Below are 13979 nucleotides of genomic sequence, written 5' to 3'. Positions count from 1 at the left end.
GCGGGTTCGGGTGGGGGCGGTGGGCGGTGTAGGCCACGGGATCTCCTCGGTTCTCGCGTCGGGACTCGGGCCGTCAGGCCGCGTCGGGGACGACGACGATCTTCATGCAGTCGTCGAGCTTGGCCGAGAACATGTGGTAGCCCTCGGCGATGTGCTCCAGCGGGATGCGGTGGGTGATCAGCTCGCTGGGCTTGAGGTGGCCGTTGCGGATGTGCTCGAACAGCCGGGGCCACTGCCGCTTGACCGGGGCCTGGTTCATCCGCAGCGTCAGGCCCTTGTTCAGGGCGTCGCCGAACTTCACCGCGCTGAAGATCGGGCCGTAGGCGCCCATCACCGAGACGGTGCCGCCCTTGCGCACCGAGTCGATGGCCCAGTTCAGGGCGGTCGGCGACCCGCCCTGCAGGGTGAACTTGGCAGCGGCGATGTGCTGGGTCAGGTTGCCGTCGGCCTCGGCACCGACGCAGTCGATCGCCACGTCGGCGCCGAGGTGGTCAGTGATCTTCTTCATGTGCACGACGATGTCGTCGTACTCGGCGAAGTTGTAGGTCTCGGCGTGGGCGAACGTGCGGGCCCGTTCCAGCCGGTAGTCCAGGTGGTCGATGACGATGACCCGCCCGGCCCCCATGAACCAGGCCGACTTGGCCGCGTACAGCCCGACGGGGCCCGCGCCGAGCACCAGCACGGTGTCGCCCTCGACGATGTCGCCGAGCTGGGCGCCGAAGTAGCCGGTGGAGCAGGCGTCGGTGAGCATCAGGGCGTCCTCGTCGTCCATCCACTCCGGGATCACCGAGGGACCGACGTCGGCGAACGGCACCCGGACGAGCTCGGCCTGGCCGCCGTCGTAGCCGCCGGTGGTGTGGGAGTAGCCGTAGATGCCGCCCACCGCGGTGGCGTTCGGGTTGACGTTGTGGCAGTTGGAGTAGAGCCCGCGGGCGCAGAACCAGCAGGAGCCGCAGTAGATGTTGAACGGCACCATCACCCGGTCCCCGCGCTGCAGCCGCTGGACCGAGGGGCCCACCTGCTCGACCACGCCGATGAACTCGTGGCCGAAGGTGTGCCCGATCCGGGTGTCCGGCATCATCCCGTGGTACAGGTGCAGGTCTGAGCCGCAGATCGAGGCCTTGGTCATCCGCACGACCGCGTCGTTGGGGTGCTCGATCCTGGGCTCGTCCTTCTCCTGCACCCGCACCCGGTACGGGCCTCGGTACGTCATCGCCTTCATGGGTCCTCCTGACCGGCTCAGCACGTTGGTCTCTGGTGGGGGCACTACCCGCCTGCGCCGGCCGCACCCCTGCGACAGCGGAGACCGCACCAGCACCGAGGTCGCACCCACCGCCGGAGAACCACCGTCAGCTGTCACCGCGTTCGGCGGGACCTGGTTCCCCAGTCAGCCGCCTTCTGAGAGCAGCGTCTCCCCGGAGGAGCCGTTGGGACGCTGTTTCCACTGCTCCCAGTGCAGGACGTCGTCGCGCGGTATCCGAGGGGCGGGTCTGAAGTCGGTGCCGATGGTGTACGCCAGCGGGATGAGTGCGGCGAGCATGATCTCGTCGTAGGGCACGTCGAGCACGTCGGCGAGCTCGCGCTCGAGTGGCGCGTGCGCGGTTGTCCAGGTGGTGCCCAGGCCCCTGGCGCGCGCGGCGAGCATGAAGCTCCACACCGCTGGCAGGATCGACCCCCAGGTCCCTGCCTGCACGGGCACGGGCGCGTGATCGGTGCGTCCCTCGACGCCGGGGATGACGAAGACCGGCACGCGGTGGATGTTCGCGGCCAGGTGGCGGAGTCCGTCGAACACCCGCGCGGTAGAGCTCGCGTGGTAGTCCATCCGCCAGGCGTCTCGTTCGGTCAGTGGCTGTCCGGAGCCCTGGCTCAGGGCACGGAGGAAGATGTCCGCCACAGCGTGCCGCTGAGCTGGCTCGGTCACGACGACGAAGTGCCATCGCTGCCTGTTGCGTCCGGTCGGTGCCTGCACGGCCAGGTCCACGCACTCTTCGATCAGCGTGCGCGGCACGGGGCGGTCGAAGTCGAGACGCTTGCGGACGGACCGCGTGGTCGACAGGAGCTGGTCGGGGGTCAGATCGAGAGTCATGACTGTCTGCTTCCGGCATCGGTGGTTGAGGTCGCTGCTGCATCGGACGTCCCGTACCGCTCAGGACCTCTGGTCACGCGCAGGGCGGTTGCTGCGACGACGGCGCCGATGAGGGAGAAGGCGGCTGCGGCGAGGAAGGTGGTGTGGTAGGCGCCCACCCCGGTGCCGGCCGCAGTGAGAACCAGCCCCAGGACGGCGACACCGACGCCCGAGCCGATCTGGACGGCCGAGGTGACGAGGCCGGAGGCGAGTCCCTGCTTGTCGTCGGGGAGCGCGCTGACGGCGGCGAGGTTGAGGCTGGAGAAGGACAGGCCGTTGCCGATCCCGTGGATCACGAGGGCAGGGAGGAGCACGGTGGCGTAGTCCGCATCGGCACCGGCGCGCAGGAACAGCACGATCCCCGCTCCCTGGACGAGCAGCCCTGTGGCGGCTGTCCATCCCTCGCCCCACCTCGGGATCAGGCGGCCGGCGACGCGGGCGGCGACGATGATGGCCAAGCCCATCGGGACGATGCCGAGCCCGGTCATCAGAGGGTCGTAACCCTGCTCCCGCTGGAGGAAGAGGACCGCGACGAACTGCCACCCGATCGTCGCGCACGCCCATGCCAGCGCGGCGGCGTTCGCGCCGACCAGTCGCCGTGATCGCAGCTCCCCCAGGGGGATGAGCGGGTCGCGGTGCCGCCGCTCGATGCAGACGAAGGCACCCAGGAGCGCGGCGGCCAGCACCGCCGCTGGCCAGCTCAGCACCGTGAGCGCGTACACGAGCGCCAGCACGCCCCCGGTGACGGTGGCGGCACCGCCCATGTCGACCCGTGCCGCCCTCTGCCCATCCCCCTCGCGCGCGGTCAGCACGAAGGGCGCCGCGATCAGCACGAGGACGACGATCGGCACGGGAAGGAGGAACACCAGGCGCCAGTTCACCTGCGTGAGGAGCCCCGAGGCGATCAGACCGACGCTGTATCCGAGAGCGCCCGCGAGCGCGTAGAAGCCGATCGCGCGATTGCGGGCGGGGCCTTCACGGAACGTGGTCGTGATCAGGGACAGCGCCGCGGGCGCCGTCAGCGCCGCCGCGAACCCCTTCACCACGCGGGTGAGGATGAGGAGCCACCCTTCCGACGCCAGGCCGCCGGCGAGGCTCGCCGCGGCGAACACCGTGAGGGACAGCAGGAACACGCGGCGACGGCCGAGCAGGTCGGCCAGTCGACCGCCGAGGAGGAGGAACCCGCCGTAGGTCACCGCGTACCCCGACACCAGCCACTGCAGCGTCCCGTCCGGCAGACCCAGGTCGTCCCCGATGGCCGGCAGCGCCACCGTCATCAGGGACAGGTCCATCGAGTCCAGGAACACCGCTGCGCACAGCAGCGCCAGTGCGACCTGCTTGCGCGTCTCCGTCGTCGTCATACCGTTTCGTCATCCTGCCGATGATTGGGAGTCAGATCATCTGGGACCATACCGATGCATTAGGTGGGCTGCAACCAATCTGTCCCCAGATGAAGCCCTGCTAGGTTGGGAGGCCAGCGACGAGCACGAGCGGAGGTGCGGTGCATGCCGAAAGTCGCCGATCGCACAGCGAGCTACTTCCCTGTGCTCGCAGCAGAGCGGCTCGACATCGCGTTGTGTCGGGCTTCGACGGCCGTCTCCCGTGCAGCCGAGACCGAGGCGGCCCAGTCCGGGGTCGGCGTCGGACAGCACCTCGTGCTCAAGATGCTCGCCGAGGTCGGACCCAGCTCGCAGCGGACGTTGAGTGACGAGCTGCGCATCGACCGCACCGTCATGGTGGGCATCTGCGACACGTTGGAGAAGGGCGGCTACGTCGAGCGCCGTCGCGACCCCGGTGATCGTCGCGCCTATGCCGTGACCATCACCGACTCAGGACGTCTGCTGTTGAGCCGCGCCGAGGCCAACGTCCCCGAGTTCCTCGATGCCACCTTCGGTGCGCTCAGCAGGGCCGAACGCGCACAGCTCTCGACGCTGCTCGGCAAGCTCCTGCAGACCGGCCCCTGACCCGGGACGGAGGCGGCTCAGAGACCACAACCAGGTTCCGTCGCCTCTCCTCGACGCTCCACGGAGCTGCCCGTGGTGCACGGAACCCGCTGGCGAGGGCCGTCTGAGCGGTAAGGCGGCGATGCTTGTCGCCTCCAGCGAGGGTGTACCGGTGGCCGCCACGCGCGTCGAACGCGGCTCCCTCCCGCCCTCTAGGCCGGACAACTGGGTGGGCGGGCGACGCAGGCTCAGCGTGCGCACCCGACGGTGCTCGGTAGGGGCGCGGGTCAGGCCTCGCGGGTCTTCGGGGAGCTGTCCAGCGTCTTGGCCGGGTCGCTCACCACAGCGTCTCCGAGGACGTCGTCGATCTTGGCCAGCAGGCCCGGCTCCAGCTTCACCCCGGCAGCAGCCGCGTTGTCGGCGACCTGCTCGGGGCGGGAGGCGCCGATGATGGCCGTTGCCACGTTGTCGTTCTGCAGCACCCAGGCGACGGCCAGCGCCGCCATCGACAGCCCGGCCTCCTCGGCGATCGGCTTCAGCTGCTGGACGCGCTCGAGGACGTCGTCCTTCATCCAGCGGGCGATCATGTTGGCCCCGCCCTTGTCGTCGGTGGCCCGCGAGCCCTCGGGCAGGTCCTGGCCGGGCACGTACTTGCCCGTGAGCACACCCTGCGCGATCGGGGACCAGACGACCTGGGAGATGCCGAGCTCCCTCGACGCCGGCACGACCTCACCCTCGATCACCCGCCACAGCATGGAGTACTGCGGCTGGTTGGAGATCAGCTGGAAGCCGAGCTCCTTCGCCAGCGCCGCCCCGTCGCGGAGCTGGTCGGCGGTCCACTCCGAGACGCCGACGTAGAGCACCTTGCCCTGCCGGACGAGGTCGGCGAAGGCCTGCATCGTCTCCTCGAGCGGGGTCTCGTAGTCGAAACGGTGCGCCTGGTAGAGGTCGATGTAGTCGGTCTGCAGCCGCTTCAGGGAGCCGTGCGCGGCCTCCATGATGTGCTTGCGGGACAGGCCGAGGTCGTTGTGACCCTTCGGCCCGATCGGCCCGAAGACCTTGGTGAAGATCTCCAGCGACTCGCGTCGCTCGCTCTTGAGCGCCTCGCCGAGCACCGTCTCGGCCTTGGTGTTGGCGTAGACGTCGGCGGTGTCGAAGGTGGTGATGCCCGCGTCCAGGGCGGCCTTGACGCAGGCGTGGGCCTGCTCGTTCTCCACCTGCGAGCCGTGGGTCAGCCAGTTGCCGTAGGTGATCTCGGAGATCTTGAAGCCAGAGTTGCCGAGGTAGCGGAAGTCCATGCAGCCAACCTAGACCGGTGCAGTGGTCGCCCTTCCGGGGTGGGTCATCAAGGAGCGTGCCGGCGGCTCGCCCTTCGACAGGCTCAGGGCGCTGACCTTCGACGGGCTCAGGGCGCTGACCTTCGACAGGCTCAGGGCGCTGTGGCTACCTCGCCACCAGACCCGTGGAAGCGGTGCGTCCGCGGCGACGGATCTTGCCGGTCGGTCGGGCCTCCGACTCATCCGGCTCCGCGCGGTTGCAGGGGTGCGAGAGCGGGCCCGCGGATCGTGCGTCCGCTTCGGCCGTCCGCGGGTCTGGACAGCGAGCCACCAAGCCTTGGCAACCAACTCGCGGCGCTGACAGAGTGTGCACGCCCGCGCCGACCGGCACGGGTGCTGACTGGGCGGGGGCCTGACGCGAAAGTGGCTCGATGCTGCCCGAAAACTCCCGTTCCTCCCGTCTCGACGTCGCCCGCCGAGGGGTGGCCGCCACGCTGGCGGTCCTGCTCGCCGGCCTGACGGTGCTGCTGGGTTCCGCCCCCCGGGCCGAGGCCGCGGTGGCCACCGGCGGCGCCGGACGGTTCCTGGAGGCCATCGACTGGGTGGTCTGGGGCAGCAACAACCAGAACCTGCCCAACGGCGGCTTCACGGGCACCAGCAGCCGCGTCGTGGGCGGCCAGCCGCTCGTGGTGACCTGCACCACCAGCCGCATCACCAGCACCCAGCCCAGCCAGGCCTCCCCCTTCCTGCAGGCCTACCGGCCCGGCAACTGGGGAGGCGACGCCCTGGACGAGATGTACAACGTCGGCGGCACCGAAGGCAGCAACACCCTGGTCAACGCCCTGTCCAACTGGGCACAGGGCGCCCTGGTCGAGTTCGACTTCAGCTGCTCGGCCACCCTCTCCGGCACGCCGGTGCCGCTGGCCGGTCTGGTCGTCGCCGACGCCGAGCAGAGCGGAGGCGCCGAGTACGTCACCGCCGACCCCGTCGGGAACGCCACCTGGCGGATCATCGACCGCTACCGCACACCCGGCTGCACCGCCTCCACGGTGGCGACCCGCAGTGCCACGAACGAGCTCACCCTGGCCGGACCCGCCACCGCGCTCTGCACCAGCGGCCCGGCCGCGGTCGCCTTCATGGAGGGGTCGACCAGCGCCCGGGTCGGGCTGCGCGGTGGCGGCAAGTCCGCCGTCGCCCTCGGTGTCGTGCTCGCCGCCGACCACGGCGACGCCCCGGCCAGCTACGGCGACGCCGCCCACCTGGGATCCTTCGGCTTCAACGGCGGCACCCTCGCGGCGGGCGTCCCCACGAGGGTGTCCGACACCACCTTCGCGCTAGGCACCGCGGCCCCGCCGGCGATCCGGATGGGGGCGAACCTCGACCCCGAGACCGCCGCCTCCACCTCGGCGGACGCGACCGGGGACGACTCCAGCGGCAACGGGGTGTTCGGCCCGGCCGACGACGAGGACGGCCTGCGCAGCGGCACGTCCGTCACCGGCGCGGTCGGGTCCTCCTACTCCGCCACCGTCGCCTGCGGACCGGCCGGCGGTTCGGTGGCCGGCTGGATCGACTGGAACGTCGACGGCGACTTCCTCGACGCCGGGGAGCGCTCGGGTACCAGCACGTGCGCGGGAGGCACCGCGACGGTGACGTGGCCCAGCATCCCCGACTCCGTGGTGGGTCAGCCGGTGGGCGCCTCGACGTTCATGCGGCTACGGCTCGCCCTGGACCCGGTCGACATCACCGCGCCGAGCTCGTTGGCCCGCTCGGGCGAGGTCGAGGACTACCGCATGACCCTCGACCTCGGCCCGACGATCCAGGTGACCAAGGACCTCCGCTCGCGGGCCTACCCCGGCGACCAGTTCGCCGTCGGCATCTCCGTCGGCCCGCTCACCGTCGCCTCGGCGACCACCAGCGGGACCGCCAGCGGGGTCAGCACCCGCCAGGTGATCGCTGCCCCCGGCGTCAGCTACACGGTCTCGGAGCGGCTGGCCGCCGGACCGGGGACGCTCGCGGACTACCGCACCCCGCAGATCGTCTGCAGCAACACCGTCACCGGAGTGGCCGTGCCGGTGATCGGTACGGCACCCAGCTGGACCCTGCCCACGGCGGGTCTGCGCGACCGCTACGCCTGCACCATCACCAACGAGGCCCTGACCCCCGAGATCGCGCTGGCCAAGTCCGTCAGCGAGGTCATCGACCTCGACGGCAACGGCCCCGACGCCGGCGACCAGGTCAGCTACTCCTTCCAGGTGCGCAACACCGGCGACGCGCCCCTGACCGACGTCGAGGTCGTCGAGGACCAGTTCTCCGGCACCGGCACCGCACCCGTCGCGTCCTGCCCCAGCACCTCGCTGGCGCCGGGGGGCGAGGTCGTCTGCACCGCCAGCTACACCCTCACCCAGGCCGACGTGGACGCCGGTGAGGTGACCAACACCGCCACCGCCACCGGCAACCCGCCGGGCACCCTGGCGACCGTCGAGTCGACCCCCGACGACGCGGTCGTGGTCGTCGAGCGCGAGGCCAACCTGACCGTGGTGAAGTCGGCCACCCCGTCCGCACCGGCCGACTTCGTGGCCGGCCAGCAGATCGACTACTCCTTCGTGCTGACCAACACCGGCAACGTCACCCTGACCGACGTCGCCCCGGTCGAGGCCGCCTTCTCCGGCACCGGCGAGATGTCGGCGATCAGCTGCCCCGACGCGGCCGACGTCCTCGCCCCGGGTGAGCAGGTGACCTGCACGGCCACCTACAGCCTCACCCAGGCCGACATCGACGCCGGTGAGGTCACCAACACCGTCACCGCCGTCGGCACGCCTCCGACCGGCGTCGAGGTGCCCGACCCGACACCCTCGACCGCCGTCGTGCCCACCCCCCAGGACCCCGAGCTCACGCTCAGCAAGTCCGTCTCACCGGCCCAGGGGGTGGAGGCCGGGGACGAGGTCACCTACGCGTTCCTCATCACCAACACCGGCAACGTCACCCTGACCGGAGCGGCCGTCTCCGAAGGCCCGTTCTCCGGCTCCGGGCAGCTCGGCGACATCAGCTGCCCGACCGCCGCGGACTCCCTGCGACCTGGCGCGCAGGTCACCTGCACGGCCCCCTACATCGTCACCCAGGCCGACGTGGACGCCGGTGAGGTCACCAACGCCGCCATGGCGATCGCCACCCGGCCGGGAGGTGCCGTCGTGGTCTCGGAGGAGGACGACGCGCTGCTGCCGCTGCCGGCGGATCCCGGCCTCGCCCTGGTCAAGACGGTGACGCCCACCGAGGGCACCGCCGCCGGGGACCAGGTCACCTACTCCTTCCTCATCACCAACACCGGGAACGTCACCCTGGCCAACGTCACCGCGGCCGAGACCGTCTTCTCGGGCACCGGCACGCTGGCGCCGCTGGACTGCCCGGCCGGTGCCACCAGCCTGGCCCCGGGGGACGCCGTCACCTGCACCGCCGACTACACCCTCACCCAGGCCGACGTCGACGCCGGCGAGGTCACCAACACCGCCACCGCGACCGGCACCCCGCCCGGGGACGTCACGCCTCCGGTGTCGGAGCCCGACGACGCCGTCGTCACCGTGGCCCCGGCCCCGGCGCTGACGCTGACCAAGACCGCCGATCCGACCACGCTGGCGGCCGCCGGGGACGAGGTGACCTACTCCTTCGTCATCACCAACACCGGGAACGTGACCCTGGCCAACGTGACGGCCAACGAGGTCGACTTCTCCGGCACGGGGCGGCCGCCGCTGGTCAGCTGCCCGCCCGCCGCCGGCTCGCTGGCCCCCGACGCCGAGGTGACCTGCACCGCGGTGTACACGCTGACCCAGGCCGACGTGGACGCCGGCGTGGTGACCAACACCGCCACCGCCACCGGCACCCCGCCCGGGGACACCACCCCGCCGGTGTCGGAGCTCGACGACGCCGTCGTCACCGTCGAGCGCGACCCCGCGCTGACGCTGGAGAAGACCGCCTCGCCCAGCGCCCCCGAGGCCTTCGTCGTCGGCCAGGAGGTGACCTACACCTTCGTGGTCACCAACACCGGCAACGTCACCGTCGACGACGTCGCCGTGGAGGAGCTCGAGTTCACCGGCAGCGGCGCCCGTCCCCAGGTGGTCTGCCCCGACGAGCGCTCGCTGGCGCCCGGTAACCAGCTGACCTGCACCGCCGGCTACACCGTCACGCAGGCCGACGTGGACGCCGGTGAGGTGTCGAACTCCGCCCGCGCCACCGGCACCCCGCCCGGGGGCCTGCCCCCGGTGGCGTCCGAGCCCGACGACGCTCAGGTGCCGGCCCGGGTGGAGCCGGGGCTGAGCCTGGACAAGACGGTCACGCCCGCCGAGGCGGACGCCGCCGGCGACGTGGTCAGCTACGCGTTCCGCATCACCAACACCGGCAACGTGACCCTCACCGACGTCACGGTGGACGAGACCGCGTTCTCCGGGACCGGGCCGGCGCCCGTCGCGGCCTGCCCCGTCGAGGCCGCGACGCTGGCCCCCGGCGCCGAGGTCACCTGCACCGCCAGCTACACGCTGACCCAGGCCGACGTCGACGCCGGGCAGGTCGACAACACCGCGACCGCCACCGCCTCGGCACCGGCAGGTCTGCCGCCGCAGGTGTCGGCGCCCGACTCCGCCACGGTGGTCGTCGCCGCCGACCCGGCCCTCACCCTGGTCAAGACCGTCGACCCCGCCCAGGCCACCGCCGCCGGCGACCAGGTCACCTACACGTTCCTGGTCACCAACACCGGCAACGTGACCCTCAGCGGCGTCACGGTCGAGGAGACCGCCTTCGACGGCACCGGCACCGCCCCGGTGATCGTCTGCCCCGACGCCGTGAACGTCCTGGCCCCCGGCGCCGAGGTGACGTGCTCCGCCACCTACACGCTGACCCAGGCCGATGTCGACGCCGGTGAGGTGCGCAACACCGCCACCGCCGCAGGCACCCCGCCGAGCGGCCCGGTCGTGGAGTCCGAGCCCGACGACGCGGTGGTCACCGTGCCGCCGGTGCCGGGGCTCAGCCTGGTCAAGTCCGCCGACCTCGATGCGTCGGACGGTTTCGTGGCCGGCGCGGAGGTCACCTACTCCTTCCTCGTCACCAACACCGGCAACGTCACGGTGGAGGACGTCGTGGTGCTCGAGCGCGAGTTCTCCGGCACCGGCGAGCTGGGCACCGTCGTCTGCCCGGAGGCGGCCGGGTCGATGGCGCCCGGGGACGAGGTCACCTGCACCGCCACCTACACCCTGACCCAGCCCGACGTCGACGCCGGCGTGGTGACCAACACCGCCGTGGCGGAGGGCACCCCACCGGGTGACCTGCCTCCGGTGGTCTCCGAGCCCGACGAGGCCTCCGTGCCGCTCCCGGCCGGTCCCTCTCTCAGCCTGGTGAAGAGCGCAAGCCCCGAGGTCCTCGGGGCGGCTGGTGACGAGGTGACCTACACCTTCCTGGTCACCAACACCGGCAACGTCACGCTGGACGACGTGACCCCGGTGGAGGGCGACTTCTCCGGGACCGGCGAGCTGTCCGACCTCAGCTGCCCCGACGACCGGTCGCTCGCTCCCGGCGAGCAGCTGACCTGCACCGCCACCTACTCCGCGACCCAGGCCGACGTGGACGCCGGCGAGATCCGCAACACCGCGACGGCCACGGGGACGCCACCCCAGGGGCTGCCGCCGGTGGTGTCGGAGCCCGACGACGCCGTGGTGGGCTTCGCCGCGGAGCCGGGTCTGAGCCTGGACAAGACCGTCGACCCCGCCGAGGGGAACGCCGCGGGGGACGTGGTGACGTACTCGTTCCTGGTGACCAACACCGGGGACCTGACCCTCACCGACGTGGCCGTCGACGAGACCGGGTTCACCGGGTCCGGCCCGGCGCCGGTGGCGGTCTGCCCCGCCGAGGCGGCCACCCTGGCACCGGGGGCGCAGGTCACCTGCACCGCGAGCTACACGCTCACCCAGGCCGACGTCGACGCCGGTGAGGTGGTCAACACCGCCGTCGCCACCGCCACTCCTCCGCGTGGTCTGCCGCAGCAGGTGTCGGAGCCCGACGAGGCCACCGTGGTGGTCGCGGCCGACCCGGCGCTGACCCTGGTCAAGACCGTCGACCCGGGTGAGGTGACCGCGGCCGGTGGCCAGGTGACCTACTCGTTCCTGGTGACCAACACCGGCAACGTGACCCTCACCGACGTCGCCGTCGACGAGACGCGGTTCACCGGGACGGGGACCGCTCCGGTGGTGGTCTGCCCGGCTGCCGCACAGACCATGGCCCCCGGCGACGAGGTGACCTGCACGGCGACGTACACCCTGACCCAGGCCGACGTGGACGCCGGTGAGGTCGAGAACACCGCCACCGCCACCGGCACCCCGCCCGGAGACGGCCCGGCCGTGGTGTCCGAGCCCGACGACGCGGTGGTCACCGTGCCGCCGGCGCCGGGCCTCAGCCTGGTCAAGTCCGCCGAGCCGGCCCCCGAGGGCGGGTTCGAGGTCGGCGAGGAGGTCACCTACTCCTTCGTCATCACCAACACCGGCAACGTCACGCTGGACGACGTCGCGGTCGAGGAGCAGGAGTTCTCCGGCACCGGGGAGCTGGGCGAGATCGTCTGCGCCGACGGCGCCGCCTCGCTGGCGCCCGGCGCGCAGGTGACCTGCACGGCCACCTACACCCTGACCCAGGCCGACGTCGATGCCGGCGAGGTGACCAACACCGCAGCCGCCGTCGGCACCCCTCCCGGTGACCAGCCGCCGGTGACCTCCGAACCCGACGACGCCGTCCTGCCCACCCCGGCCGAGCCCTCGGTCAGCCTGGTCAAGACCGTCGCCCCGGAGGCCGTCGGCGCGGCCGGTGACCAGGTGACCTACTCCTTCGAGATCACCAACACCGGCAACGTCACGCTGACCGACGTCACCCCGGTGGAGGGCGAGTTCTCCGGCACCGGCGAGCTCTCGGAGATCGTCTGCCCCGACGGGGCGGCCTCCCTGCTGCCGGGTGAGCGGGTGACCTGCACGGCCCGCTACACCCTCACCCAGGCCGACGTGGACGCCCGGACGGTGACGAACACGGCCACCGCCGAGGGCACCCCTCCGCGCGGGCTGCCGGTCGTGGTCTCCGAGCCCGACGACGCCGTGCTGGACGTCGAGGCGTCCTCGGCGCTGACCGTGGTGAAGTCGGCCAGCCCGTCCTCGCCGGAGAGCTTCGTGGCGGGCCAGCAGATCACCTACACCTTCGTGGTCACCAACACCGGCACCAGCACGCTGCTCGACCCGGCGGTCAGCGAGACGGCCTTCGACGGCAGCGGCGAGGTCTCCCCGCTGGAGTGCCCGGCGGTGGACTCCCTCGCCCCCGGCGAGAGCGTCACCTGCACGGCCGGCTACGTGCTGACCCAGGCCGATGTGGACGCCGGCTCGGTGAGCAACACCGCGACGGCCACCGCGACCGGCCCGGACGGCCCGGTCACCTCTCCGCCGTCGACGGTGGTGCTGCCGGGTGAGCGCGCCGCGGCGCTGACCCTGGAGAAGTCGGTGGCGCCGACCACGTTCAGCGCCACCGGGGAGGAGCTGACCTACACCTTCGCCATCACCAACAGCGGGAACGTCACCGTGACCGACCCGCAGGTGGTGGAGCAGGAGTTCAGCGGCACCGGGGAGCTCGGCGTCGTCGAGTGCCCGACGGGCCCGCTCGCCCCCGGTGAGCAGACGAGCTGCACGGCCAGCTACCAGGTGACGCAGGACGACGTCGACGCCGGGTCGGTCAGCAACGTGGCCACCGCGACCGCGACCGCACCCGAGGGCGTTCCGGCGCCGGAGTCGGCGTCCGACGACGCCGTCGCCACCACCGACGCCGCCTCCGCGCTCAGCCTGCAGAAGCGGGCCAGCGGGGTGGACACCGACGGCGACGGCCGACTCAGCGCCGGGGACGAGATCGCGTGGACGATCACCGTCTCCAACCCCGGGGCGACGACGGTGCACGAGATCGAGGTGCTCGACCCGACGGCCGGCACCGTGACCTGCTCGTCCGACGAGCTGGGCCCTGGCGAGTCGATGACCTGCACGGTGCCCAGGCACGTGGTCACCGCGGCCGATGTCGAGCGCGGCGAGGTGTCCAACACCGCGACCGTGTCCGGCGCCGGCGTGGACGGTGAGGTGGCGGGGACGGCCACCGCATCACTCCCGGTCGAGACGGTGCCGGCACCTCCGGCTCCCGAGGAGCCGCCCGCAGAGGAGCCGCCCGCAGAGGAGCCGCCGGTCGCCGAGGAGCCGCCGGTCGCCGAGCAGCCGCCGGCCGCCGAGGAGCCGCCCGCCGCGGCGCCCCCGGTGGACGACGGTGAGGGCTCCCTGCCCGACACCGGTGGCCCGCTGCCCGCGCTGCTGCTGCTGGGCCTGCTGGGCTCCGCGCTGGGGGCCGCCCTGGTCGGGACGGGGATCCGACGACGGTCCGGGACAGATACGCCGGCTGGTCGCTAGCCAGCCGTGGCCGGCGACCTCCCCGGGTCGCCGGCCGGCGGTCCTGCGCAAGCCCTCGCCGAGGTGTCCCACAGCGCTCGAACTCTGCCGTCCTGCCGGGGTCGGTGGGGTCCGACGGGCGTCATCGGGCACCATCTGGAGGAGGTGGCCGGTGCGGGACGCGGACCGGCGAGCCACCACG

The 13979-nt window shown here is 72.0% G+C and carries 6 protein-coding genes; 2 read left to right on the top strand and 4 right to left on the bottom strand.

Annotation, left to right across the window (positions count from 1 at the left end; translation table 11 throughout):
• Positions 1–73: 73 nt before the first annotated feature.
• The 3 genes from DVA66_RS03150 to DVA66_RS03140 form a co-directional block, all read right to left on the bottom strand.
• On the bottom strand, positions 74–1222 hold the full coding sequence (locus DVA66_RS03150) for a zinc-dependent alcohol dehydrogenase (protein ID WP_114558742.1): 1149 nt from the start codon (positions 1220–1222) through the stop codon (positions 74–76).
• 165 nt (positions 1223–1387) lie between these two features.
• On the bottom strand, positions 1388–2086 hold the full coding sequence (locus DVA66_RS03145) for a nitroreductase family protein (RefSeq protein ID WP_114558741.1): 699 nt from the start codon (positions 2084–2086) through the stop codon (positions 1388–1390).
• Entirely contained in the window at positions 2083–3486 is a 1404-nt protein-coding gene (locus DVA66_RS03140; protein WP_114558740.1) for an MFS transporter, read from the bottom strand. The genes DVA66_RS03145 and DVA66_RS03140 overlap by 4 nt, the downstream gene beginning before the upstream one ends.
• A 144-nt stretch (positions 3487–3630) precedes the next feature.
• On the opposite strand from DVA66_RS03140, the gene DVA66_RS03135 reads away from it, so the two are divergent.
• On the top strand, positions 3631–4089 hold the full coding sequence (locus tag DVA66_RS03135; protein ID WP_114558739.1) for a MarR family winged helix-turn-helix transcriptional regulator: 459 nt from the start codon (positions 3631–3633) through the stop codon (positions 4087–4089).
• 266 nt (positions 4090–4355) lie between these two features.
• Here the strand turns inward: DVA66_RS03135 and DVA66_RS03130 are convergent, their stop codons facing one another.
• Positions 4356–5366, bottom strand: coding sequence for an aldo/keto reductase family protein (locus tag DVA66_RS03130; protein WP_114558738.1), 1011 nt, complete (start codon positions 5364–5366; stop codon positions 4356–4358).
• Positions 5367–5776: 410 nt separating this feature from the next.
• On the opposite strand from DVA66_RS03130, the gene DVA66_RS03125 reads away from it, so the two are divergent.
• Complete coding sequence (locus tag DVA66_RS03125; RefSeq protein WP_157973805.1) at positions 5777–13798, top strand: CshA/CshB family fibrillar adhesin-related protein; 8022 nt, start codon at positions 5777–5779, stop codon at positions 13796–13798.
• Positions 13799–13979 lie beyond the last annotated feature (181 nt).

Source organism: Desertihabitans aurantiacus (genome assembly GCF_003344635.1).
Classification (GTDB): domain Bacteria; phylum Actinomycetota; class Actinomycetes; order Propionibacteriales; family Propionibacteriaceae; genus Desertihabitans; species Desertihabitans aurantiacus.
The sequence above is the reverse complement of the archived record's forward strand: the minus strand, read 5'-3'. Positions and strand labels throughout refer to the sequence as shown.